Source organism: Puniceicoccus vermicola, from assembly GCF_014230055.1.
Classification (GTDB): Bacteria; Verrucomicrobiota; Verrucomicrobiia; order Opitutales; family Puniceicoccaceae; genus Puniceicoccus; species Puniceicoccus vermicola.
This window is the reverse complement of record NZ_JACHVA010000106.1, coordinates 1-25166: the sequence shown is the minus strand read 5'-3', so window position 1 is coordinate 25166 and position 25166 is coordinate 1. Positions and strand designations below refer to the sequence as shown.

Sequence of the window (25166 nt, the reverse complement as noted above, 5' to 3'; positions counted from 1 at the left end):
CGGGAGTCACAAATCCTTGTATTTTCCGCCAAAGAACTTCATTATCCCGCCATGCCAGTGCCCCTGTTCAGACGTAAGGATTTTTTGCGCAACAATGGCCATCTGCGGGTTTCCCGCCAACTTCACCAGCCACCCTTGCCTCCGCACCGGCACGAATTTTTCGAGATTGCCATCGTTTGTTCCGGGACGGGGATCCATGTCGCCGGCAGCTTTCGCCATCGCATCGAAACCGGCGATGTTCTGGTCATTAACAGCCGCCGGTCCCACGGATATGAAGATACCTCCCGACTCAATCTCGTAAACATTCTGGTGCGAGACGACATCGTTCATCGGATCGGACGCGATTTGCCGGACGTTCCCCGATTTCACTCGCTCTTTGACGCAACACCCCGCCGCTGGCAAAAGTCGGACGTCTCCCGCCGCGTTCGCCTCTCCGCCGATAATCTTCGCCAAGTGGAGGATTGGATTGATCGCCTTGAGGAAGAAACCAGTAGCAGTGCACCCGGCAGCGATTTTATCGCCGAAGCCTACCTCGCGTTGATCATCGCTGTGCTTGTGAGACGAACACCACAGCGGGCTGATGGACCGAAAAAATCATCGCTCGGAATCACCCGCGCTCTCGCCTGGATCGAGAAGAACTTCCACCAGCCGCTCCGAGTTGCTGACCTTGCCCAACAAGCGGGCATGTCTGAACGCACGTTCTTTCGGGAGTTTCAGCGGAAGATGAATACAAGTCCCTCGGACTATCTAATTCAATACCGCATCGAGCGGGCGGCGGAGTGGCTACGCAAATCGCCCCGCACATACCGGATCAGTGAAGTTTCCGAGGGCTGCGGCTTCGGCGACAGCAACTATTTCTCTACCTGTTTCCGGCGATTGAAAGGCTGTGCTCCTCGCGAATATCGTGGGCCGACTCCGCTCCAAAGCTGAGATTCATCAAGGAGGCTCAGGTGCACAGAAAGGAAGATCAGGCGGCAACTGAGACAGTTGCCCTGTCAAGCCATTTCGCGACTGATAATGCCTTGGGCCACTAGCGCCCCCGGATTCCCCAGCTCCAGTATAACGCAAAAAAACTCACGTGCCCGGGTCGCTTAAGCGCCCCGATTTCGGCACGGAATAGATCGCGGCGAAGACTCTGTGAGAACGAGATATCTCCGACTTCTGGAGGTGCCTGAATCAATCCACCTAGCTGAGTCTCGCCCTTACAAAGAGTCCAATCAACGTCGGCGACGGGAGATCAGGAAAAGACCCATTCCCCCGAGTACGAACGCAAACGTGGCAGGTTCTGGAACCGCAACGATTTCCAAGGAGGAAAGCGTGGTATTGTAATCCGATATCCCGTTGTCGGAGTTGTCGCTCACGAGAATGTAGAAGGAATTTCCACTCGTAATGGTGAAATTGACCGCGGTGTAGTTGTCTCCCTCCACCCACATCGCCGTGGTGGTGATGTCCAGAGTATCCTGATACGTGAAATCCGAGGTAGAATAGGTGCTTCGATTGGCCGTATCAACACCCGCAAAGGTGCGCTGTTCATAATTGTAGTTCCCGAAGGGGGCTACGATGTAAGCGGTATATTGACCGTCGGGAAGCCCCGCGACTTCCAGGCCGAGCGGAGAACGTTCCGTGCCATTATTAGCAATGTCCCAGCTTGTCGCAGCATCTCCGGTGAGCTCCGTTGCAAACACGCCCGCACCGGACGATTGCGCACGTTTTGGAGCACTCCCGTTGGAGACATCATCCCCCGTGTTGTTACTATTTCTCGCGGCACGCAAAGTGATGGTGGAGCTAAAGGCCGTCGTCGTAACGAAACTCGAGGCATTGACATCAAATGCGAAATACGTGTCTTCCGCAGCACTCAAGCCCCCATCTTGGTGGGCGGGAGTATTCGTTCCGACATACCCGACCGCGTCGCCAATATCGACGAGAAGTGCGGCAGTGGCGGTCGGGGAGGCAAACAAGGCCAACACTCCGGCCATAGAGGAGAAAAATAGGGCGGGTTTCGTAGGGCAATTCATACGCACAGTTATATCTCTATCATTCTTATGCAGTCAAGATTTGAAATTCGAGTAAAAATTATTCTACCCTTTCGACAATTTCCCCATGACGGGAACTCGCCATGGGAAAAATCCCAAGTTACCGAAGAAAGGTTGCTCTACGACAACCGGATGACCGGGGATTACCCGAAGAAATATAAGCTCGCTGGTCCGATTCAATAGCCGACGTTGCGATAGCTTGGATCCCGATCCGGGCCGTAGCCCAGCTCAGCGCGGCGACGGCGACGGGGAAAATCAGCCAGCGCAGATTCGTATTTCGAATCGCGCAGAAAATCGACCGTCTCATCCGGATTTTCCCTCAGATCAAATAACACCTCTGACATCTGGTCTCGTCCGACCTATGAAAAAGAATGCTGGGAGGCCTTTTCATAGGATTGGAACAACTATTCTATTTCTAGAGCCACCCTGACCGGTCATTCAACTTCAACGATCATCACGGCTTGTCTAGGGGCCGATCAGATCCATTGGGAAGATATCATCTTTCTCAACGATGTAATTTCGCAGCAATGTCCGGTGTCTCTCCAATTCTTCTAAGTGGTTCGGATTACCAACAAGATTTTCGGTCTCTCCCGGATCGTTTTCCATATCGGCAAAGAACTCGCGGTTCTCGCCGACGCTATACACCATATACTTGTAGCGGGAGGTGCGAACTGCGCGCCCCATGTAGCCGAGAGGTTTGTTGAAGGTGCAGAATTCAGTTTCGACGACAAGGTAGTCGCGTTGGTCGGGCAGTTCCGGATCATCTAATATTCTGGACCAATCTTGTCCGTCGAGGTGTATAGGGCACTCAATCTGAGCGAGTCCGCACAAGGTGGGAATAAGATCAATGCCGGAGTTCACCAGTTGCCTCGTATCGTTGTGTTCTAGTTCGCTTCCGGGTTGAGACAATAGAAACGGGACCCTTGCAGCTTCATCATACAGAACCTGTTTTTGAATCCATTGGTGATGGGCGTTGCCCTCACCATGATCACTGGTAAAAACGATGAGAGTGTCATTCAGCAGTTCACTCTCCCGAAGAATCTGTAGAAGATCGCCAATACGGCGGTCGACTATCTCGGTTAATCGGCAGTAATACCAGCGATGTAGGCGCCATCGCGTCTCATCCCACTTGGCTATGGGATAGATCCCGTTTTGATAGAGTCCCTGCACTTCCCGAATCACGGACGGCTCATTCTGCGGAACGCCGAAGTTACCTGGCAATGGGGGGAGCTGGTCAAGATTCTCGATCATCCCGGGATTCCCGTCGGGGAACGGCCAGCCACGGGAACCTTCACAGATGTTGTGGGGATTGTTGAACGATGCGGAAAAGAGAAACGGTCGATTATCGTTCTCGTTGAGAAACCTCTTGAAGTCTGGAGCAATTCCCTCGTCGGCCCCATTACATCGAATATTGTTCATCCAATCAAATCCATGACGAGCTTTGTCCTGAGTAGGAACATTGACATGCCATTTGCCGGAAAAACCCGTAGAGTACCCGGCATCTCGGAAAATCTGCCCCATCATTTGATCGGTCTCGATCTCGATATCGTCTACATTGAAAGTAATGCCATGCTGGTGCGGCATCAGTCCGGTATACCATGAGCATCGCTGGGGACCGCAAAGCGGTTGAGCAGCATATGCTTTCTCGAACCGAATACCGTCTGCGGCGAGCGAATCGATATTGGGCGTATTTAAATCGGGGTTACCAGCGCAACTGAGCATGGTAGCACTTTGCTGATCAGTTGTTATGAGAAGAATGTTCTTCGGATTATTCATCTGGGCGGCAATTGAAACGATCTGGAGAGGATTATACCTTCAGTTTAGGTGCGCATGAGGCCTCCATTTAGATTTGGACATTCGTTGATAATAGTTTCCGTCCCTGCTTCATGAGCCCTCTCGCTCGGAGGCAAAGATTGGGAGCATCCCACTGTCGGTATGAACAATGGCACATTCATGCCCAGCCTAATAGGGCCAAGTGCGGGCCAAGGGACGTTCGGCTTTCAGCAATCGGGACAGCATGAGTTTCCGGTGATCGGCAAGAATCTTCTGATATTTGGGATCGCCCGCAACGTTGCGGCTTTCACTCGGATCCTTTTCTAGGTCCCAGAGAAGCTCTCGGTCATCGTCGTACAAAAGGTATCGAAACGCAGGCGTTCGGATATTTTTCCAGTCGCGGGATTCCATCAGTGCGGCCGATTTTCCTTCAAACGGAAATCCCTTTAGGGCTGCGGCAAAGCTTTCCCCCCTGCAAATGAGGTGCTTGCTGGACACCAGTCAGTTCTAGCAAGGTGGGGACAACATCGAGGGCCTCGACAATTCCGGTCGATGTGGTCCCCCTGCCCCCTCCCGTACCAGGCGCATGAACCAACAGAGGCACGCGGGCAACCGAATCGGTGCCCGGATACCCCTTGCCCCAGCGTCCTTGTTCTCCCAGCCACTCCCCATGGTCGGACGTAAACACAATAATCGTACTGTCCAAAAGGTTCTGCGCCTCCAATTCGTCAAGAATGCGTCCGATATGGAAATCAACTTCGGAAATGGCGGCGTAATAGCCGTGCCAGGCAGCGCGCAGATGACTTTTCTCTGCCTCTGTCAGCGTTGCGAGGTCATCCGGATGATCGAGAAGGTCGAAAGCGTCGGGATCGTAAAGGTCAAGAAAGCGCTGTGGTACAACCCACGGGGCATGCGGCGAGTAAAATCCGGAGACACAAAGAAAAGGTTGGCGTGTCTGGCGTTGCAGGAAATTGATGGTACGGTCCGCGACAAACGCAGAATGGGTAACCGAATCCTTTCCACGAAAAGGGATCGCCCCCTCGAAGTCGCTGCGTTTTTCGTGCGACGGATGGCAGATTCCGTCCGGCTGATTCATAATCCGCTGCCAGTCGTGACGAGCCGGAGGCAACCCGACGCTCAAAAAGTCGAGCTGCTCCGGATCGGTGCGGCGAACCCAAGCTCGATAGGCATCCTCATAGACGCCCGGTTCGTCGGAAACCTGCAATTCATCGAAACCGTAGTCGGGATGGACCTCACGGTGGTCGCGATTGGCATGGGGTAGAAAATGTAATTTCCCAAAGCAGCCGCTGTAGTAGCCGGATGACCGCAGGAGGCGAGGAAGAGTCACCGCCTCAGGTGGCACCGGAACACCCATGTGCGTAATGCCGAGGGTCGATGGATAGCACCCGGTGAGAAAGCTAACGCGACTGGGCATGCAGACAGGATTCTGAACAAAACAATGATCAAAATTGGTTCCTGAGGCCGACAGACGATCCAAATTCGGTGTGCGGATCGAAGAGTTGCCATTGGCTCCCAAAGCGTCCCAACGCTGCTGATCGGTGGTGAGAATGAGAATATTGGGAGCAGACATAGGAGTATCAATTCTCATCGCCGAAGGTTCGAAGCTACCGGGAAGAGGAAAGTCGCATCCTCTATTTCCTTTCCGCCAATTGCTTCAGAAATGCCGGATAGGTTTCGCCCTCAGCGGTGCCTTTACCTGACACTGTTGAACCAAAAGTCACGCTATCACCGAGACACATCACGATTTGGCCATTTTCCAGGTCGGGCTGGATCACCTCATAGAATGTATTCGCCAAAAGTTGGTTTCCTTCGGCCGTTAGGTGAACACCATCTCGATGCAACCACTCGATTTTCCCGTCCGACTCTTGAGAGACCTTGGCAAAATCCGCGAGGCGAACGCCCTTCTCGCTCGCAAACTCCCGTATCGCCTGATTGTAACGATCAATCTTCTCGTTTGGGCGCTCATCTCCGTAGACTTCGAGTTCATGGCGCTGCAAGAGAGCTTCCTCATTGCTATCATGAATCGTGCATAGCACAGGAGTAATGCCATCCTCTCGTGCCAGATCGACAATCCTATTCAGGTTAAAGATAAATTTCGGCAAGTCCACAAACTGCCTCTCATTCAAGGTGTCATTCAATCCGTAATAGAGGAGCACCCAATCTGCCCCCGAGGAAAGGACTTCCCTTCTGAAATCCCCCCGTCCACCGGTGCTATTCTGGGAGGGGACGCCTAGATTGACAACATTCACCTCAAAAGTCGTTTCTTCCTCGGCTACCGCGAACGAACCGCCAGCCATGGAGACTGCGAGAAGAGAGAAAAGCCAAATGTTCGTTTTCATAGAATGATTGAATGGTTATTTATATTTAGACTTGGGTGTCTGGTATTTACTCGGAGTCGCTAGCATCATTCGCCGCTGCGGCTCTCTCCGCTGCCTTTTGGGCTTTTTTCGCTTCCTTAAGCGCCGTCCTCCTCGCTTTTTCAGCGGCTGCCCTTTCCTCCGCTCTTTGGCGATCGGCCTCGGTCGATGCAATCGACTTGAGCGTAAACAGGCGATAGTCGTGAGCAGGCACATCAAGGCTTATCGAAAAATTCTCTCCTTGGAATTGTCCGTTGAGTTCCAGTTCCGAGTTTTCCACATCGGCCAGGACCCATCCGCCTTCGGGCGTTTCCACTTCCAACGCCTCGAGATCGAGTGCGACCCGAATATCCGTAGCGTCCTCGTCGCTACGATTAAAAACGATCACCCGCAAATCATTCTCCTGACGCCAGGCACTGACATAGATTTCTTCTTGGTCCGCCCAGAGAGATTCAGCCACCGATTCATCCCAATAAGGGAGAAACTCAGCAGGCCTTGAGATGTCCATCCCTCTCCAATCGGCCGGAAAAACTCCAGAGCCATCGGTATCATGAACCAACTCCCATCCGATGAGATCGCGCTTCGCCTGCTTTCCCAGACTCTTGTCGTCGAACTTTCCCCACATTTCGAGAATGTTGACCGGGAACCCAGTGGCCTGCTGGCTCGCCATGACTTGCATTGTTGCAGGGTCGAATTTGCTCGAGAACCACGGATTCTTGTCGTTCAGCCTCGGAAAATTCTCTCCGAGGAAAAGAACATCGGCGAACGCATAGGCACTAACCATTTGGCTGTCGGTCGCGTGAAGCCAGATGTAAGGGCGGCGACCTTCGTCCTCAAAGACCGTGCGTAAGCGTTTAAAAAACTCGCGCATGTTCACCAAATTATAACCGGCTTGGATCTTTCCGTCCTTATTAGGACGATCTGGAAGATCGAGGAAATAGCCCTGCCCCGCCCATGGATTCGAATTCATGCCCGGGAACGAATTATCGAAATAGAATCCGGAGATCGGAACCTCTCGCGCCCAACGTTGATAGCGGAAAAGACGGTGATCCATATCCTGCTTGGTAATACTTCCGGAACCCGCCTCCTCGGTGCTCAACACCTGAGCTCCGAGGTAGCCCATAAATCCGGCACCCTGCAAGCCCGGGACCTTTTCATCCTCCACCTGAAGATTCACGGCTCCATTGAGAATCTGATAGGGCAAAAACGGTGTCCCTTCTGAGTGGAGTCTTCCGCGACCAAACCCGGCCGAAAGAATCTCTTCCCGCTCACGATTAAGCTCCCAGTTCAACGGAAAGTGCTGATTGCCATGGCCACCGCCAAATTCAGCGCCATTTTTCCCCCTCCATTTTTGCCCATCGTAGCTCCACCCATCTTTAGAGGAAGGTGCAAAGGCGAGCTGGATGTGCAACCGTGAGCGACGTTCGCGCCAATCTGCTTCGAAGGGCTTGATCGGTGTCGGCTGCAGACTGAACAAGACCTCCCGAGGTTTGGTGAAGGTAAACGGACGAGCCACAAGGTTCAGAACCAGATTGACGGTCTCGCCGTCACGCTCGACTTCGATACTGCCTTCATTGGTGTTATGGACGCCTTGTGGGGGCACCCACCCTTGATCACTGTCGGCCATGAAGGCGACCCCCGAGTCTACATTACCTACCCAGACATAGGGCTTAAAATTCCCCACTTCGAGGTGCGTCCCGTTGTGACTATTTGATCTCGATTGGCCACTGTTCCAGAGCTGCCCTTCCTCTTCCGCCAGCGCAATGCTCGACACTTGGCTACGCATCCAAATGCCTCCCGTCGCGTGCAGGAGCTTTGCTGTGGAAGCCTTCAGGGGAACGACCAAGCGAATCGAATCGACTTTCCCATTGTCGGCTGGAGGGTTGAATTTGATACGAAACTCGTTGTATCCGTCATACTCCAGCCGCCCCTGAACTTCGACGTTCCAGCCGCTCCCACTCGAGCCTCCACGCCAACTAACCTCATGGTCCGCGATTTCGACATCCCGAAGTTTGGCCTCGGGTTCGAGTGCAAGCAGCGATCCGTCCCGTGTGAGATCCACGCGAACGGGGCCGACGAGCAGTTCCTCGCCATTCACTTGGACACCTCTCCAGAGTCCGCTGCCGCCCACCTCAATGATGCGTTCCGTTACATCCAATGAAAGGGAATCTCCGTTTTCGGATGCTTCGATGGGGGTCCATGGCTCCAGCACTCGGTCAGAAACGCCGATTTGATTGTCTAACCACGGTAGCTCCTTTTCGTGATCGTACCGGATAAAGCGCTGTCGTCCTTCGGCCAACTCCGAGCCATCCTTGGCACGACTGGTCGCCGTCACTTCATAGAGCCCTGGCTCAAGCTCGGGAAGCTCGATGATTTGCGTGAACAACCACCGGGGGTTTTCATCACTATCTCGCCCAATCCTCATCGATTCATCGATCACGATTGGATCTTCCTCGACAAAGGGCGCTACTTCGCCAGCTTTTCGGACCGACAAGATCACATCATGGACCGCTTGATCCTGCATTCTCTCGTTCCCCATCAACTCAAGGTTCAGATGATTATTGATGGGATCATAGGCCGTGATTTCCTTTCGGCCATGCTTCGCGTGTTTCCTCAGCCCACTTGCCACGGATAAATCCGCTGGCGCCGCTTTCCCGGCAATGGGTAGACTCGGCTTCAGTGGAATGGCTTGATACATCAATTTGGCCCCGGACGAACCCGTTGCTGTAAACGTTAGCGTGCTCGCCAGATCGACAGGGGCCTCCATGGGGTTGAAGTCCACCTGGACTTCGGAGCCAGCCGGCACGTCCACCTCCATCTCTTGATTTGGCAGGGGCAGGCCCGCGCCGTACTCAATCGCGTGCTTCAAACTTAGCATAACCGTAGCCGCTTCGTTCCCGGGATTGTAGATCGTAATATTGGGATCGATTACTCCGTTCGCAAGATCGCCCCACCCGAGAACCCGCACAACGGGCTCCGTCGCCGAAAAGGTCGTCTCTGCATAGCCCTCTTCGTCCGTATACGCGTTGCCAAAACCAATCGCATTCGCAAATCGCTTATTACTCCATCGGTCCGAAAATTGCCAATCGGGGGAATACGTCCAGGCGGTTTGATCCCCATTGGGATAGTCCCTCGCCAACAACATCTTCCACTCATCCCCCTCCTTCAATTCCTTCACACCAAAGGAACTCAACGGCAGACTGACCTCAGAAATCCAAATCGTCTTGTCCTCATCAAAACTCTGTTCAGAAACAAACTCGTTCTTATATCGAAAATTCTGCTCCCCTCCACGTGCCTTAATGGTGCCTCCCCAAAGTGGCGCCCACTCATTCTTCCACAGCCGACCTGTGGCATTCAGAGAGTATTGAAAAATACTAGGCTCATCGGCATTGACCACTTCGCCCGCTGCGACCGAAAACGACATCGCGCTGTCGTTCACCAAGAACCAAGTTGGCTGAGTGAGAACCGTATCGTTCTTCTGATCCCAGGCTACCGTCTCTTCCGGTCGAATCTCCGACTTCTGCGCAAGGTATAGAAACTCCGAGTCTGCCTGCACATAATAGGTTACCTGACGAGCGGACGCTACATTGTCGAATTGATCGATAAACCCGGAAAGCGCCACGGCTTTGTTCCACTCGCCCGCAGACATTTGCCCGTCAATCTCGGGACCTTTTTCCACCATGGGAATCGTGAAGTGGTTCGAGGTGCCATTCTCCGCATGAATCGGCTGCATCCACAATGCGCCGAAAGCTAGAGAAGAGAGGAAAAGGGAGCGGTATTTACAACGGGTATCCATAGGGTAAATTAAATCGGGAAGGTTAAGTATGTTGAGGGCTGGACGTTTTGAGATGGTTGTCGAAACGCCTCTAGCCGAGATTCGCGGGCTTTATCAAAAATCGACCAAGAAAAGAGAAAGGAACCACGAGGAGGCATGAAAAAGAATCGATAACGGTCAAGACCCGTAGAGGCAGGTTTTGCTAAATACGCGGCATCTAACCTCTCCGAGGCGCTTTTGAAGATCTGGGGAACGAAAAGCGACGGGAAAACGTAAACATCCCGAGAGTAAGAATCAGAAGAAGCCCTGAGCTGGGCTCGGGAATTGTGGTGAACTGCACTGAATTTCCATTCACACTAAACGAACCTCCAGCGGACGATCCGGTGTAGGTAAAGTCGCTTGCAGCGAAGTCAGTGCTTGCGAAAGTTACCAGAGTATAGGTCGTATTCTCTTTACCCGTATCCTGAAAGTCGAAGATGTAGGAGGAACCCAATTCTTTGGTAAATGCACCACTCAAAGTGATGGTGTTCGATGTGTCATCCATCTCGCTCAACGAAAACACCAGGCTTCCGCCGCTCCAGGCGAGAGAGGTCCCCTCGGCATCGTCAGCGAACGATAATTCTCCCGCATTCATCACGATACTCGAGAAAGGAGTCGCTGAATTGTTGAGATTGGCGGAAACGGTAAGTCTCCCGCTGCCATTCTTGGTCAGTGTGCCCCCCGTACGGTCATTCGACGCTGTTCCCGTGATCGCTGTATGGCCGCTCCCAGAAATTGTCACGCTTGTGTTATTACCCGACGACCGTCTGAACCCACTAATCGAAAGCAAACCGCCCCCATTGTGGACAATAGAAGTGTCTTCACCCCCCGTCACCCAGAGAGAACCACCGAAAGTGATATCGTGTTCTCCAGCGGAAGCCTCAACCGTAACGCCATTGTCAGTCCGAACCGAATTATTAATCGAGTAATTCCCCGTCAAATTCCGGAAAGTGACTCCATTGGCTACTGGCAGCTGAGTCGCGGTGACATTCCCCTGACCCTCAAAAACCGCACTCTCGCCAGAGGTGAAATAAACATTGTCCGAGCCATTCCACCAGTTTTCCACAGCACCCGAAATGCCTGAATCCGCATACCAAGTTCCGTTACCACCCTGCGTGGCATATTCATCCACTGCGGGATTCCAGAAGACTTGGGCATGGGCACTGCTGAAACCAAAGACCAGAACTGGGAGGATGGGGAGAGACTTTCGGAAGATAGTTTTCATGATTTTGGGTCTGGGCTGAAGATGTTCGTTGGGTATCAATAGAGCCGAATGCCGAAGAAACGGCCCGTATGAGGCTTGAGTTTCTGAATTTGAATCTGCTCATCTTGCAGATCCAAACGCGCTCCGGGGTCTTCCTCCGACTTCCAGAGGTCACGAATTCGAAAAAATTGCTGCCATGGCAGCTCTCGACTGAGATTCGCGGCGTCCAAATCGACATCCAGAGTCACATTGACCTGCTTATCCCGATTATTGTTGAAAACTCCGATGATCAATCGGTCCGGCAACTGCCAGGTAGAGATGAGAACGTCTTCGCTCTCGGTCGTCACCAGCGGATTTCTCCAGTAAGGATGATAAACGACAGCGTCTTCATTCAATCCCCAGTCCAAAATGCTCTCTGGCATCTCGCTGTATTTGGGAATATAGGGATTCAGCCACGAGTCGTGCATCCAAACATATTCCGCGAAAGATCTCAGGTTTTGCTGCTTTCGATCTCTGTCTGAGAATTTGATCAACTGCATCCAACTTATCGGAACTCCCCAATTGTGAGGCGACGAGAAGGCACGCATTCGATCCACCGGATAGCCATCCACTTGGTCCATGGTCGCTGCGTCGTTGAGGAAATGATATTCACCATCCAGCACCGCATCCACCCAGGGCATGGCAATGAGGAAATATGCATTGGTACTGTGTATACTCAGCCCGCCTGGCATCAAATCATGATCATTCATCAGCGAGCTGAGGCGCATCATGAAGCGACGGATATTAAAACCATTGTAACCCGGCTGAATCCGCCCGTCCGGAAGCTCGTAGGCAAGGCCTGACTGCAGATCTTTCGTTAAAAACGGAAAGGCAAGGTCAAAATAGACTGTGCGCAATCCTCCTTTTTCAAATGCCTGGTCAAACATCCACAGGAAATAATCCTGCATCTCGCGACTGTAGGTCTCCTTCCCGCCGACCATCCAGTCCACGCCGAAATATTTATAGGTCTCGTTGTCGGATGACTTATGTCCGGAACCGATTAACTGGAACGACAGGTGCACAAAACCCGACCCGCTTCGCGAACGGTAGGGATCAATGGGCTGCACGTTTTCCACTTTTCTGTCCGCTTTTTCCTTTTGTTCAGCCCAGATCTCATCCCACTCTTCGGGGTATCGTGTTTCCGGATGGATCCAGTTCACATGCATGGGTCGTTTTCCTTTCGGAAATACCATTTCTCCCGTCTTGGAATCCTTACGAGTCCCACGATGGGGTGACCAGAAGGTTCCGTTCTCTGCGGCCATCGAATTTCTCCATCCTTTGGGAAAAGGACGAAAAGGAGTAGCGACGTATCCGAAGGCAAGGGTCTTCGGGGCCTCCAAGAGATACGGTTCTTCACCATCAGGAGTACCGATGATGTGATTAATTAATACGACATCAGACCCTCGACGGACAGCCTCGTGAGCCGGCACGTCATCATTTGGAACCCAGCCTTTGTCATTATCCCCCCACCAGAGGAATCCTCGACGATCATTACCGATCCAAACTTCGGGATAGAACGAACCGATCGTCATTTGGGAACCGGTTCGTCCCGTCACCAGGGTTGACCAGAGCGAACCCTCCTCATCGGTCGGCAGTATCATCGCAGTGCGAGCGGAGAAGTTTTCACCCGGACCGACACACAAAAGGCTTTCCGAGTCCTCCCCATTGAGCGGGAACTCCAAACGCAACGACTCCACTTCGACCGGTTCCTTGCCCTCTGGCTCATACGTCAATTCCACGTAGGTGACCCCGTCCTGCTCAATCCAACCCTTGGAGGTGACGACGATACCACCACCGCTTGCTTTTCCGGTGAACTCTACCCGCCAATCTTTGACGCTGGTAATGGTAGGCGATTTGTCCAATGGCAAACGCACCTCCTCTCCATTCACCACGGCAACAACCTGTGCGGGTTTCCCCATTACATTTTTTCCATCGGAGTCCAAGTGCTTCGGCAATCCAAGAGCGTCCAAGGTATACTCACGCCCCCAGCAGGTAATTTCGTTCCCGTCTTGCGTCATTGCCGTAAAGGGCGGTATTACGCGATCCGGGTTGCCGATGTCATTATTCCACCATTCTTCGAACTCCTTAGATTCATCTTTTTTGACGAAAGTGGCGGTTTCGGGCCCCAAACGGTTTCCGTCTTCAAGAATCAGGCTAGCCGTGACGGTGTACTCGCCGGAGTCCAACGGGGGGAGTTGCACGATATCCCGAAGATAGTACTCGGCGACTTGGGTAATCGACCCCTCTGCAATCGGTTTATCCACACCCTCTTTGAAGATCTGATAATTCAATTCCTTCGCCATTGCAGGGTCTTCCAAGGAATAGGTATCCCCTTGGATGAGAAAGTTCGACCGCAAGGCATTGAACTCGGCTCTAAACGGAAAAGCCTGGGTCGGTGGAGCGGGTGTTTTCAACGTCCTCGCAGCGTACCCCTGCTTGAAATAGGCTCCGTAGTTTAACAGAAGTTGATTCCCCTGACTGACACGAACAGCCGCCAGTCCCTCTTCGAGTTCCTCTGGCGTCTTGAGATCCAACGAAACATTCGCGCTTTCTCCCGCAGGCACTTCGAGAGTTTTCTCGGCAATCTGACCCGCGACTTCGTAAGAAATATCGAGAGTGATATCTTTCTCGGTTGGATTGTGCGAGCGAAGCAACCAATTCGAGTTTCCGGTGGTTGCGAGATTATCCAGGGTGTCGTTGAGCAACTGAACGGATGCCTTTCCTTCCACAAGAACCACGCCGGTATGGGCCGACGAATCCATGTAGGCACCGTTTGCAGGCACCCGGGCCTGAAGGAAACGCGGGAAGTGATTGACCCCCAAAAGCATGTTCCACTCGTCCCCAGCGCGGTGCGGACCGGAGAGTTCAAAGTCCTCGGGAGTCGACGAAAATTCCAGCTCCCACCAGCTCCCCCCATCGGGGGCCGTCCCAGGATCGGTCACCCGGGTGGCAATCTGGAAGTTCGGCGCCCAGTTCTTGAACTGCTGCCCAACCGCAATCCGACTGTAGTCCCCCCCAAACCCCAAGGCGTTCATAAACCATTTGTAAGAATTTTCCGTCGTTCCACTGGGAACATTTTTCCCATGCGGCGCAAACCCTACCTCCAGTCCGTCGTCCCAGATGTAAGCAAGCCCCTCGGAACGCCCCGCCGGAACGCTCGGCTTGTAACCTGCAGGCAAATATACCCGGCACGCCAAATACAGATGATCCGGATCCCATCCCAGCCAGAATGTCACGGGACGCGGAATCAAGCGATTGCTGCTATGCTCCGTGACCCCACTGATCGCGGACGTATCGCCCCACTCTTCTTCCCCGATCCGACCATCGATCTCAGGAGCCACCGCCATCCGGTCAACTGCCAAAAAACTGACATTCTCCTCCGGAAGCGGAGTCGATTTCCCGAAGACGGAACAGCTTAAACAAAGAGGGATTAACGCAATCAGCAGCGATTTAAGTGACAGTGATGAACGATTCATAGAGATCAGAAGGGTTGAGGGTTTGAAAAAATTGATAGGTTCAGGAAGCAACCGCAGAAGAGCTGCTAGATTCGCGAAATAATGAGCGAACCCGCCGACAGATCACGAAACGGCTTTTTAAAGTTTCTCGCCCAAGAAGCGGCGATCTGCCGAATTAATCGTAAGAAGGTAAAAAAAATGGGAGCACAACTGTGTCATCAACATACCCAGAGAACTACTCTGTTGCAGACTTTGCAAATAAAAAAACACTCCTCCCAACTATTTATATATCCGAGAGCTCCTAAGCCTTCTCGCTTAGGCGAACTTCACTAGTGGATCCCGATGCGCTCGCCGCGATCGTCTTCCACCCCATGGAGAGCACTTGATTCGGCTTCGCGACCTTCTGCCGATTGAGCAATGGAAGAGCGATCGACAATACGGCGTCGCCGAAGGCCTCCGGATCCACCTCGCCTACTTCGGCCGGAATCACACACGGATCCGCGGATCCCTTCATGCCAAGGGTAGCCACCATCAGTTGATCGGGTACCGATATATTCATTTCCTCGATGGCAGTTTGCACCCCTTGAAAAAGCATATCGTCGGTCACAAGGATGGCATCCGGCTTCACCTTTTCCGACATCCAGATTTCACGAAAAAGCGACCACCCAGAGCCACGAAGATTGGGAGACAGGTCACCACGATGCCATTTCCGGTTCACCTCTAACCCATGCTCCTCCATGGCTTGTTGAAACACCTTCAAGTCTCGGCCACCAGCGTTCTTTCGCTCGGAACTCCACTCAATCATCGCGATGCGCTTGCGTCCGGCTGCCGCCAGACGCCTCACCCCTTCGCGAACAAAAGATTCGTAATCCGGCATTACATAATACTCGGTATTTTGCCACAGCTCAATGCGAGGAATCCCCTTGGAATCCAGGACCTCTTTCGAGGCCAGTTGCTTCAAGCTACTCAACATAACCAAACACCTGACCCGATTGGCGGAAATCTCCTGCTCCAGATCCGGACAACCCTCGACTCCTCCCCCTCCGTAGGCGAGATAGACGCGGGACTTAAATCCCAGTTGGTCTAATTTTTGCCGCAGATATTGCATTAAATGAAGCCGAAAAAACGATTGAGGCTGCGCGATGTCCAGCCCCAGCACCAATCCGACATGCTGCTTCTGGCCCAAGTCGCTGAGATAGGTGCCGCTGCCGTGCCGAATGTCCAAATATCCCTGCTGCGAAAGGATGCTCAAAGCCGCACGCAGAGTCATGGGACTCACCTCGTAAGACTTCGAGAGCTGGCTGATCGACGGCAGGCACTCTCCAGGCTCGTACTGGGCCAGAAGTTCGACTTTGAGGAACTCGGACAACTGCTGCGGAAGCGTAAGATGCCGGAATGTTTGAGCCTGAAAAGAATTCTCCATAAAGATCGGAAAATACCCCGTCGTATGCCTCCCCCGCGATAGGGTCAATCTAATACTTCCAGACAACAGCTCATTGAATTTATATAAATTCTGATATTGAACTGCTTACTCTCCTAATTACATCTAGTCTGCTACAGTCTTTTATAAATACCGTCGCCCTCATCGGCATAGCTTCCGCCTGCTTCACTCATGAGAGCCAATGACCATTCATCATGCGAATTCAGCAATTCCTCCATTCCTCATGGCGCTTCCGCCGGATCCCCGAGAAAAACTGGCTCCCGGCCCGGGTCCCTGGAAATGTTTTCAGCGATCTAGTCGCGAACCAAGAGATCCCCGACCCTTTCGTAGGCACCCATGAGCGCGAACTCCAATGGGTTGAGCGAGCCGACTGGACCTACCAAACGACCTTCACCCCCGAGGCCGCACTCCTGGCGGAGAGTTCCATCGATCTCGTGGCCGAAGGCCTCGACACCCTCGCCACCATCACTCTCAATGGCGTGGAGGTCGCCCGGACTGAATCCATGTTCATCGGCTACCGATTGGGGATCAAACCTCTCCTCCGGCCCGGTCCCAACGAACTCACGATTTCTTTTGCCAATACGCGCGACTACATCAATGCCCGCCGGACCGAGGACCACTACGGCGAATGGAACGATTATCTCGGTGGCTCGTCCCTGATCCGCAAGGAACCTTGCTCCTACGGATGGGACTGGGGGCCGCGGCTGGTCAGCGCCGGCATCTACCTCCCGATTTCGCTCGAGGGATACTCCTCACCCTGCATCGAATCGGTGCGCGTTGAACAAGCCCACTCCTCGACTCAGGTCGCCCTCCGGATTTTCCCGGAACTCTCTGAGCCGGTCGATCCTGCCGCCACCTACTCCGTGAAGTTGACCTTACGGGGAAAGACTTTAATCGAAACCAGCGAGCTTCACCTCAAGGTCGAGGACCCGCAGCTCTGGTGGCCAAACGGTCTGGGCGAGCAACCGCTCTACGATCTCGAGGTTCGTCTCGTCAATCCGGACGGCTCTCTCGCCGACACCTGGCAGCGGAAGATCGGCCTACGCACCATTCAACTCGACCGACACCCGGACGAATTCGGAGAGACCTTTCAGTTTGTCGTCAATGGTCGCCCGATTTTCGCCAAGGGTGCCAATTGGATTCCCGCCCATCAGTTCCTTACCGAAGCCACTCCTGAGCTGGTGGATGATCTTCTGACCTCCGCAGTGGACGCCAACATGAACATGATTCGGGTCTGGGGAGGAGGCATCTACGAACGGGAATTCTTTTACGACCTATGCGACGAAAAGGGCCTCTTGGTCTGGCAGGATTTCATGTTCGCCTGTGCCCTCTACCCCGGAAGCGAGGAGTTTCAATCCCTGGTCAAACAAGAAGCAGAATACCAAGTCCGCCGTCTGGCCCATCGCGCCTGCCTGGCTCTCTGGTGCGGGAACAACGAACTTGAGCTCATGAGTCATTTCATCTGCCGGTTTCCCGAACGCAAAGCCGCCTATGAGGCTATTTTTTACGACCTGCTCCCTGATGCCGTCAGCAAATGGGATCCTCATACTCCTTATTGGCCCGGCTCTCCACACAACCCCGAAGGCTATGAAAACGGCCCCAACAACGAGCGCGCGGGCGATTGTCATTTCTGGGATGTCTGGCACGAACGAAAGCCGGTCAAACGCTACGAGGAGATGTGCTTCCGATTCTGTTCGGAATTTGGGATGCAATCACTCCCCTCGCCCGAGGTGGCCGCTACATTTTGCCCGCCGGAAAAATGGAATATTTTTTCTCCGGAGATGGACTGCCATCAAAAGAACAAAGCCGGTAACCAGATCATTTTCGACTATATATCCCGGCGCTATCGTTTTCCCAAAGACTACGCATCGCTGTCCTATCTCTCCGAACTCAACCAAGCCTATTGTCTTAAGATCGGCGTCGAACATTTTCGCCGCTCGATGCCTCGCACCATGGGCGCGCTCTATTGGCAGCTCAACGATTGCTGGCCGGGAGCATCCTGGAGCAGCCTCGAATTTGGCGGACGCTGGAAGGCACTTCACTACGAAGCCAAACGCTTCTTCGCTCCGGCCCTAATCAGTGTACATGTGCCCGGCACCGAGACGGCTCAAAAGTGCAATATGCCGGTGAACACCATTCATGATCTCCACATCCATACCGTCTACGACGGGGTGAAAGACACAGAGGCAGTGATTGAATGGTCCCTCTGCCAAATCGACGGACAATCCATTCGAAGAAATGAACTGCCCGTGCAACTGCGCTGCAACGAAGCGTTCCAACACATCACTCTCGATTTTTCAGACGAATTAGCACGCTACGGTGCCGCAAATCTCTATTTCCGCTGCCAACTTCGGATCGGCGCTCGAATCGTTTCACGCCAGACGGTTCTTTTCACGGCACCCCGCAACATCGAGTTCTCCCAATGCCCCATCACATCCTCGATCCGGCAAGTCGCCCCAGGGGAATTCGATCTGTCTCTCTCTTCAGAAGTCTTCCAGCCCTGGGTGGAGTTTTTGTTCACTGGCATCCAGTTTCGAGCCGAGGACAATTTCTTCGATCTCTTCCCGAACGAAAAGCGGACCGTGAAGGTTTCGGTGGAAGAATCGGCAGACCTCGCAACGCTACAAAATAGGCTCCAAACTCATTCTCTCGTGGACTCGATCGCTTGAGCATTCATAGAAACAACGATCGTTGTTCCTCTCCGGGATATCTTGGGAGCGGAAGCGCAATAGCGATTTCGAGCAAACCTCTGCAAATTTCGAAGTTCTACGGCGATTCGTAGAAACAACTATCGTTGTTCCTCTCCGAGATATCTTTGGAGCGAAAGCGCGATAGCGATTTCGAGCAATTCGATAAAAACGCCGCAAAGAATGAATTTTCTGCGGTGACTTCGACGTGGTGACGGCCCGCCGCAAACTCACGAAGACAGACTTCGCGCACACCCCATTTGGTTGCCAGCTCAGGCAACTCAATAGAATCACCGTCAATTTTCAAATCTTGCACGGTAGCCCCGATTCGGATCTGCACCGGACTTGTTTCGGAGAGGAAAAACTCGGTGCGTCCCCGAACTGCCGATGCCTGCGAAAAGTGTTTTCGGGGATTCATGACATAGCCACGGAGACTTTCCTGACACTCCCACCAGTTCTGGGATGAGATTTCCTCTGGAACCTTGAGGCTCCAAGCCGTCCCCTCTCCGTCCACTGGACAGATTTTCCATTCCGCGGGCACACCTGCTTCGACCTCCGGTTTCCAACTCAAAGATAATGGGATGCCCGGATTGATCTGCCGCAAGATCGCATCGGCCATAATCCGATACCCCTCAAAGCTGAGGTGAATATCATCCTCGATCAGCACGGGAGCACCCGCCTTCACGGCTTCGAGAAACGGCTCGAAGACTTCCGCGACAGGAATATCGAACTCCCGTGCGAGCTTCCGCAACCGCGCATTCATATCCACTAAGTCGGAATTCAAAGACGCCTTCTTCGGACCGAAGGCCGTCGTCGTAATCACGCAAACCTCCATCCCTGCGGAATTCAAGCGTCGAAGAATCTCCCGCATTTTCTCTTCATAGATTGAACCGCCTTCCTGCTTCTGCACATCATTGATGCCGGCATTCAAGAAAACGCGCGCAGGCGAATGCACGATCACCTCGGACTCGAGGCGCTGGAGAATATTGCCGGCAGTATTTCCAGCCGCCGCCGCATTGATCCACTGCGGTGCATCAAGACCCGCTGCGCGACATGAATCGGAGATCCAAAGGGAATAGGTGAAGCCTTCGGTAATAGAATCTCCCAATGCAATCCAGAATGGGAATGGCGAATTTTCGTTCATCATTTTAACGGTTCAGCTAGGTTCTGCAAAAGCTACCGATCGGACCAATCATCGCTCCGGAAAGGCGCGGCCGGCAGACCCTCCTCGTTGTAAAAATTGATGTTCGTTGGGTTATTCTCATACGCGTACCGCACAGCGACCGGACTCAAAACCTCGGGACTTGAAACCAGCACCGTATCTCCATCGATCGTCGCTTCTGCCGGGAAAAATTTTCGATCCTCGCCTGCAATTTCGAAGTTCTCCAGCTTCTCCCCATTCATCGATCTCAGCCCCGATCCGATATGATCGAACGTAAGCCGAAGCCCACTACCCTCCGCTTCCGCGCCGGAGAACACGGGGCCCTGGTCTACCAATTCAAGTCCGTAAGTGCGCGAGAGAGCCAGCCGCGCCAAACGATCCGCTACCGTCTTCTTCTCGGGTGGATGGATGTTGTTCGGCTGTCCCACATCGAGCGTAACCGCCATCCCGGTGCCCGGGAGATCCAATACGGACGCCTGAGCTTCCCGGATGCGAGCCCAGTTATCTTTCGGCCCCCGGCTGATGTTTGGAAGTTGCACCAGATAGAAGGGCAGCTCCTGATCCTCCCAATGCCCTCGCCAATCCACGATCAAGGCTCGCATCCAGTCCGAATAGTATTCGACATGGTCCTTTGTATTGCTCTCCCCCTGATACCAGAGAATGCCTCGGATCGGAAACCCCGCGATGGGACTGACATATGCATTGAACATACTCGCCGGCTGCGTGGGGAACAGATACGACGCCCAGTGAGTCACAAAGGCTGGCCCAAGTTGATACTTCCACTTTCCCGCCAGTGAAATCGGCGGCTCCTCCACCCCGACGAGTCTCAATTCCAATTCCTGTTTCCCATCTTCGATGATTCCCCCGACGCGTTGTTGGTTGAAAATTCGAATGACCACCACGTTCTCACCCTCCTGAACCCACTTAGCCGGAACATTGTAGACACTCGATTCTCTTTCCGGGCGCACCCCGCGCGGACGATTCAGGTCATAGAGTTCTTCAATGCTCCCGATCGCCCCCAGGTGATGGCCATTGAACCAGACCGCGTCCAAATCTCTCGTTCGCCCGATCTCCAACTTCAAATCCCGGTCGCCCCAACCCTCCGGCAAAACCACCTCTTTTCGCAACCACACATAGCCGTCAAAATCCGCTAATTCTTCGATTCCGCTGCGCTCCCAGAATCCCGGCATGACAATCTCATCCCACTCGTCATCCTCCAACTCTGGAGCGGCCAATTCCGTCGCCAAGAGCATGTTCTGTTCATAGGCTATGGCCTTCTCCCGGGAAGGACGATGCTCGGTCAGCCTCAACTCTCGGAGCGCCAGCGCATCGCTTTCCACTCTTGCCAGTTCCGCAAAATGAGCGGCCAACTCGGGATGCTCTTTCACTTGCTGATCCAGCGCCGACTGGCTCAGCCAGACTTCGATCGGCGTTCCGCCCAGAGATACGTTGATTAGCCCAATGCGGACCTCCAACTCATCCGCCAGTCGCTCGCCAAAAAACCACCCCACCCCGCTGAAGTCGGACGCTATTTCCGCATCCCTAACACCCCAACCCTCATATTTCTTCAACCGGGTCTGCGGACTTTCGTCGCCGAGATTTCCTCCCACCTGAAACAGCCGAATCCGGGATTCCGACTCCGCGCGTTTCACCGCCGCCTCACCTCCGTCGCACTGACTCAAGCGCATTTGCATGTTGGACTGCCCACCCAGGAGCCAGACATCGCCAATCCAAACGTCCTTCAAAACGATCGCAGGATCACCCGTTACTTTCATCTCGTACGGTCCACCCGCCGACATCGAAGGCAGAGTAACAACCCATTTGCCTCCTTTATCTACTTCCACCTCGGCCCCACGGCCAGCAATCTCCACCTGCACCCGCTCACCCGGCTCGCCCCACCCCCAAATCCGAAGAGGTTTGTCGCGCTGTAGCACCATGTGATCGGTAAACAACTCGCCCAACTGAAGTTTCTCCGGCTCCACTCCCGATTCTATCCCGGAACGACCTTGAAGCGCGGTAGAGCATGAACCCCCAAGAACAAGGCAAAGGACGATTTTGCAGATTCGAGATTGACGCGAAAGTGTCATTCGACAACTTCAAACCTCTAGTCTGTATATGTCTAGATTTTTTTGATAGAGTCTTTCACATTTCCGACTCTTCCCATTCCAAAAGATCATTCTGAATGAAGAAAATACTCCCCGCTCTCTGCACTTCGGGATTGCTGTCCGTCAGTCCGGTCCACGCAGCCACCTATGAAGCCGATGTAATTGTTTACGGCGGGACATCCGCTGCCGTCATTGCGGCCGTGCAGGTCAAAAAAATGGGAAGGACGGTCATTGTAGTTAGCCCGGACGAGCGTCTCGGCGGCCTCAGTGCAGGCGGACTGGGCGCCACCGATTTCGGAGACAAGTCGGTAATCGGAGGCCTCTCCCGGAACTTCTATCACCGCATTTTCGAATATTACCAGAACGAAGAGATCTGGAAATGGGAGGACCAGGAGGAATTCGGTAAGCGTGGGCGGGGAGACCCAAAGACAGACAAGGGAGAGACGACGCTTTGGGTTTTCGAACCGCGCGCGGCAAAGAGCATTTTTGAGGACTACATCCGCGATTTCGATATCCCGGTCCATCGAAAAGCATTTCTCAACCGGGAAGACGGCGTGAAGATGACGAATGGGAAGATCGACTCGATCACTACCCTGGCCGGAGATACTTTTAGGGGCAAAGTCTTCCTCGACACCACCTATGAAGGCGACCTGATGGCAGCAGCCGGGGTGAGCTACACCGTGGGCCGGGAGGGCATGGATCAATACGGCGAATCCTATGCCGGAGTGCAGACGGGTGTGTTTCATCACCCCCACAATTTCAGCAAATTGGAAGTCGATCCCTATGTCGTCCCCGGGGATCCATCGAGCGGAGTTCTGCCTCTCATTTCGACGGAAGCCCCGGGAGAGAAAGGTTCTGCGGACAAGCGAGTACAGGCTTACAATTTCCGTATCTGCATGACCAATGTGGAGGAAAATCGGATTCCGTTTCCCAAGCCCCCGGACTACGATGAAGAACGCTACGAATTGCTCGGCAGAGTCTATGACGCCGGCTGGACGAGTACATTCGGAAAGTTCGACCGAATTCCCAATCACAAAACCGACACGAACAACCACGGCCCGGTGAGCACCGATTATATCGGGGCAAACTACGACTATCCCGAAGCAAGCTACGAGGAACGCCGTGAGATCGTTGAGGACCACAAGAACTATACTCTCGGCCTACTCTACTACACGGCGAACAGCGAACGCGTCCCTGAAGAAATTCGGGAAAGAATGAATACTTGGGGGCTGGCGAAGGATGAATACGAAGAGAGCGATAATTGGACACCGCATCTCTATATCCGGGAAGCACGGAGGATGCTTGGCAAGTATGTGATGACCCAGAATGAGCTCACCAAAAAGACATCCACACCGGAATCGGTGGGCATGGGCTCCTACACGATTGATTCTCACAACACGCAGCGCTACATCACTGAAGACGGAGAGGTCGAGAACGAGGGAGACATTGGTGTCGACATCGAACCCTATGAAATCGCCTACGGCTCTCTCGTTCCCCGAAAAAGTGAATGCTCCAACTTGCTTGTCACTTGCGCGGTCTCCGCTTCGCACGTCGCTTACGGCTCGATCCGCATGGAACCCGTATTCATGATCCTCGGTCAAAGCGCCGCCACGGCAGCCGTGCTTGCGCTCGACAAAAATCTCGCGGTCCAAGACGTGCCGCACAATGACCTCGAAGCGAAGTTACTGGAGGACAAACAAATACTGACCTTCAAGGGGCGGATTCAATAGATTGGGTATCCGGCATTCTCCTTCCGCAAGCGATGTAGCGAAAGGCTTTTTGCACTTGCCCGATAAGACCTCATCGATTGATTAGCGGGCGATCGCTTCCGTTGCAGAATTCTGCGGAAATTTAGACCTCATCGGGGTCCAACCAGCGAAACCTCGTAATGCGGAACTGGCGACCGAATGGACTCGTAGGATCCACGAGTTCCGCTCGGTATTCCTCCGCGCTCGCCGCCTCCTCGGTCAGCACCGGGTCAGGGAACCGCTGCACCGTCGCCTCGCACCACGCGCGTGAGACCACTTCATCGGTCACGGGCGACACCCTATCACCGTAGACTCTTACCGTGAACGTGTCCGAGCGCACCGTCATATACGGGGACAGCGCCTGCAGGATATCTCCTTGCTGCAGATAGCCGGGAAAACCGGCGGCCTGCGACATTTGCCCGGGGACGGAGGGATTCGTGGCCTCCTCAGCGATATCCCCGTCTATGCTGATGTTGATCGTCCGATCAATCGCCGCCTGTAGCGCACCCGCCTCTCCCAGCTCGCCGTCCTCCAACTTCCGATTGACGAAGTCGCCCAAGCTCAGAAATGGACCCCGCTTGCGGACTTCCACGACGATCTCTTCGGCCAAGCGCCGCACCTCTTCCTGCTTCAGCGTGCGGAAGCCGATCCAGAAACTATCGTTCCCCTCCCCTGCCGGACTCTCCGGGCTGGTATTATCCATTACCATCTGCACCCGGGGGAACCGCACTCCCTCGATTTCGCTTGAAGACCAAAAATCGGCGATCTGACCATTCTCGGTGAGCTTCTGGACCGGCAGTTTGTGCGTGCCGGAAAGAAAAGCTTCCCACGCATCGACCGAGGTCGAGTTCACATTGAACATCCCTTCAACCATGAGATGACCCGCGTTGTGAAAGAAGCTTCCGGACTCCTCGTCGCCAACATCCTGGAGCACCTCCGCAGTGAATTGGGAATCGCCCGGAGTGTAGGGCTTAAAACGGGGATTGGGCAAAGAGGCCTCGCCGCTCAGCAACTCTTCGAAGGACGGCTCGATTCCCGTCTCACCGTAGTTGTCGGCGACCTGCGGGATCGTCGTAAAGATGAAGCTATCCCAAAGGTGTTCATTGACCAGATACGACGCGTCATAGAGATTGAACGATCCACTGATTCCCCAGTTTTCATCCTCGTCCAGACCCGTATCGAAACCGCTAAACTGATCGGTCACGCTCGCCCGCCATTGATCCAGTGGCTTGATCCGGGGATTCGGGTACGAGTTGCCGACAATATAAGACGGCTCGTAACTAAAGCGTCCGGCGTTTGCATGCTGCAACTGCCCGAGCGAAACCAG

16 protein-coding genes are annotated in these 25166 nt (G+C 53.7%); 3 read left to right on the top strand and 13 right to left on the bottom strand.

Annotated features, from left to right (window positions below; translation table 11 throughout):
- Positions 1–51 precede the first annotated feature (51 nt).
- On the top strand, positions 52–930 hold the full coding sequence (locus H5P30_RS14220; protein ID WP_185693598.1) for a helix-turn-helix domain-containing protein: 879 nt from the start codon (positions 52–54) through the stop codon (positions 928–930).
- A gap of 287 nt (positions 931–1217) precedes the next feature.
- On the opposite strand, the gene H5P30_RS14215 is transcribed toward H5P30_RS14220, so the two are convergent.
- From H5P30_RS14215 to H5P30_RS14170, 10 genes are all read right to left on the bottom strand, one after another.
- Positions 1218–1976, bottom strand: a complete 759-nt coding sequence (locus tag H5P30_RS14215) for a PEP-CTERM sorting domain-containing protein (protein ID WP_185693597.1) — start codon at positions 1974–1976, stop codon at positions 1218–1220.
- A 233-nt stretch (positions 1977–2209) separates the two neighbouring features.
- The gene (locus tag H5P30_RS14210; protein ID WP_185693596.1) at positions 2210–2377 is read right to left on the bottom strand and encodes a hypothetical protein; all 168 of its coding nucleotides are present in this window, start codon (positions 2375–2377) and stop codon (positions 2210–2212) included.
- Between the two features lie 121 nt (positions 2378–2498).
- Positions 2499–3809 carry a sulfatase family protein gene (locus tag H5P30_RS14205; protein WP_185693595.1) on the bottom strand — a complete coding sequence of 437 codons (1311 nt, stop codon included), beginning with the start codon at positions 3807–3809 and terminating at the stop codon, positions 2499–2501.
- A 186-nt stretch (positions 3810–3995) separates the two neighbouring features.
- Positions 3996–4217: a hypothetical protein gene (locus tag H5P30_RS14200; RefSeq protein WP_185693594.1), complete on the bottom strand. Its 222-nt coding sequence runs from the start codon at positions 4215–4217 to the stop codon at positions 3996–3998.
- A 19-nt stretch (positions 4218–4236) separates the two neighbouring features.
- The gene (locus H5P30_RS14195; protein WP_185693593.1) at positions 4237–5397 is read right to left on the bottom strand and encodes a sulfatase family protein; all 1161 of its coding nucleotides are present in this window, start codon (positions 5395–5397) and stop codon (positions 4237–4239) included.
- Positions 5398–5458: 61 nt separating this feature from the next.
- Complete coding sequence (locus H5P30_RS14190) at positions 5459–6166, bottom strand: SGNH/GDSL hydrolase family protein (RefSeq protein ID WP_185693592.1); 708 nt, start codon at positions 6164–6166, stop codon at positions 5459–5461.
- A gap of 46 nt (positions 6167–6212) precedes the next feature.
- A complete protein-coding gene (locus tag H5P30_RS14185) occupies positions 6213–9980 on the bottom strand; it encodes a glycoside hydrolase domain-containing protein (RefSeq protein WP_185693591.1) in 3768 nt (1255 codons plus the stop codon).
- 196 nt (positions 9981–10176) lie between these two features.
- Positions 10177–11223, bottom strand: a complete 1047-nt coding sequence (locus H5P30_RS14180; protein ID WP_185693590.1) for a PEP-CTERM sorting domain-containing protein — start codon at positions 11221–11223, stop codon at positions 10177–10179.
- Positions 11224–11258: 35 nt separating this feature from the next.
- Positions 11259–14717, bottom strand: a complete 3459-nt coding sequence (locus tag H5P30_RS14175; protein ID WP_185693589.1) for a glycoside hydrolase domain-containing protein — start codon at positions 14715–14717, stop codon at positions 11259–11261.
- 280 nt (positions 14718–14997) lie between these two features.
- Positions 14998–16119 carry a substrate-binding domain-containing protein gene (locus H5P30_RS14170; RefSeq protein ID WP_185693588.1) on the bottom strand — a complete coding sequence of 374 codons (1122 nt, stop codon included), beginning with the start codon at positions 16117–16119 and terminating at the stop codon, positions 14998–15000.
- Positions 16120–16331: 212 nt separating this feature from the next.
- Here H5P30_RS14170 and H5P30_RS14165 point away from each other — a divergent pair, with 212 nt between their 5' ends.
- The gene (locus tag H5P30_RS14165) at positions 16332–18806 is read left to right on the top strand and encodes a beta-mannosidase (protein ID WP_185693587.1); all 2475 of its coding nucleotides are present in this window, start codon (positions 16332–16334) and stop codon (positions 18804–18806) included.
- Positions 18807–18903: 97 nt separating this feature from the next.
- Here H5P30_RS14165 and H5P30_RS14160 read toward each other — a convergent pair whose 3' ends face one another.
- Positions 18904–19971 carry an SGNH/GDSL hydrolase family protein gene (locus H5P30_RS14160; protein ID WP_185693586.1) on the bottom strand — a complete coding sequence of 356 codons (1068 nt, stop codon included), beginning with the start codon at positions 19969–19971 and terminating at the stop codon, positions 18904–18906.
- 29 nt (positions 19972–20000) lie between these two features.
- Positions 20001–21968: a sialate O-acetylesterase gene (locus H5P30_RS14155; RefSeq protein ID WP_185693585.1), complete on the bottom strand. Its 1968-nt coding sequence runs from the start codon at positions 21966–21968 to the stop codon at positions 20001–20003.
- Between the two features lie 200 nt (positions 21969–22168).
- Here H5P30_RS14155 and H5P30_RS14150 point away from each other — a divergent pair, with 200 nt between their 5' ends.
- Positions 22169–23821, top strand: coding sequence for an FAD-dependent oxidoreductase (locus tag H5P30_RS14150; protein ID WP_185693584.1), 1653 nt, complete (start codon positions 22169–22171; stop codon positions 23819–23821).
- 121 nt (positions 23822–23942) lie between these two features.
- On the opposite strand, the gene H5P30_RS14145 is transcribed toward H5P30_RS14150, so the two are convergent.
- The coding region (locus H5P30_RS14145) for a helix-hairpin-helix domain-containing protein (protein WP_221774370.1) at positions 23943–25166 on the bottom strand (1224 nt) is incomplete at its 5' end.

What these genes read in the sequence shown, in the direction of transcription:
- H5P30_RS14160 (WP_185693586.1), bottom strand. Translation starts at nt 19,971, where the DNA reads ATGATGAACGAAAATTCGCCATTCCCATTCTGGATTGCATTGGGAGAT.
- H5P30_RS14220 (WP_185693598.1), top strand. Translation starts at nt 52, where the DNA reads ATGCCAGTGCCCCTGTTCAGACGTAAGGATTTTTTGCGCAACAATGGC.
- H5P30_RS14200 (WP_185693594.1), bottom strand. Translation starts at nt 4,217, where the DNA reads ATGGAATCCCGCGACTGGAAAAATATCCGAACGCCTGCGTTTCGATAC.
- H5P30_RS14185 (WP_185693591.1), bottom strand. Translation starts at nt 9,980, where the DNA reads ATGGATACCCGTTGTAAATACCGCTCCCTTTTCCTCTCTTCTCTAGCT.
- H5P30_RS14205 (WP_185693595.1), bottom strand. Translation starts at nt 3,809, where the DNA reads ATGAATAATCCGAAGAACATTCTTCTCATAACAACTGATCAGCAAAGT.
- H5P30_RS14210 (WP_185693596.1), bottom strand. Translation starts at nt 2,377, where the DNA reads ATGTCAGAGGTGTTATTTGATCTGAGGGAAAATCCGGATGAGACGGTC.
- H5P30_RS14165 (WP_185693587.1), top strand. Translation starts at nt 16,332, where the DNA reads ATGCGAATTCAGCAATTCCTCCATTCCTCATGGCGCTTCCGCCGGATC.
- H5P30_RS14190 (WP_185693592.1), bottom strand. Translation starts at nt 6,166, where the DNA reads ATGAAAACGAACATTTGGCTTTTCTCTCTTCTCGCAGTCTCCATGGCT.
- H5P30_RS14150 (WP_185693584.1), top strand. Translation starts at nt 22,169, where the DNA reads ATGAAGAAAATACTCCCCGCTCTCTGCACTTCGGGATTGCTGTCCGTC.
- H5P30_RS14175 (WP_185693589.1), bottom strand. Translation starts at nt 14,717, where the DNA reads ATGAATCGTTCATCACTGTCACTTAAATCGCTGCTGATTGCGTTAATC.
- H5P30_RS14180 (WP_185693590.1), bottom strand. Translation starts at nt 11,223, where the DNA reads ATGAAAACTATCTTCCGAAAGTCTCTCCCCATCCTCCCAGTTCTGGTC.
- H5P30_RS14195 (WP_185693593.1), bottom strand. Translation starts at nt 5,397, where the DNA reads ATGTCTGCTCCCAATATTCTCATTCTCACCACCGATCAGCAGCGTTGG.
- H5P30_RS14170 (WP_185693588.1), bottom strand. Translation starts at nt 16,119, where the DNA reads ATGGAGAATTCTTTTCAGGCTCAAACATTCCGGCATCTTACGCTTCCG.
- H5P30_RS14215 (WP_185693597.1), bottom strand. Translation starts at nt 1,976, where the DNA reads ATGGCCGGAGTGTTGGCCTTGTTTGCCTCCCCGACCGCCACTGCCGCA.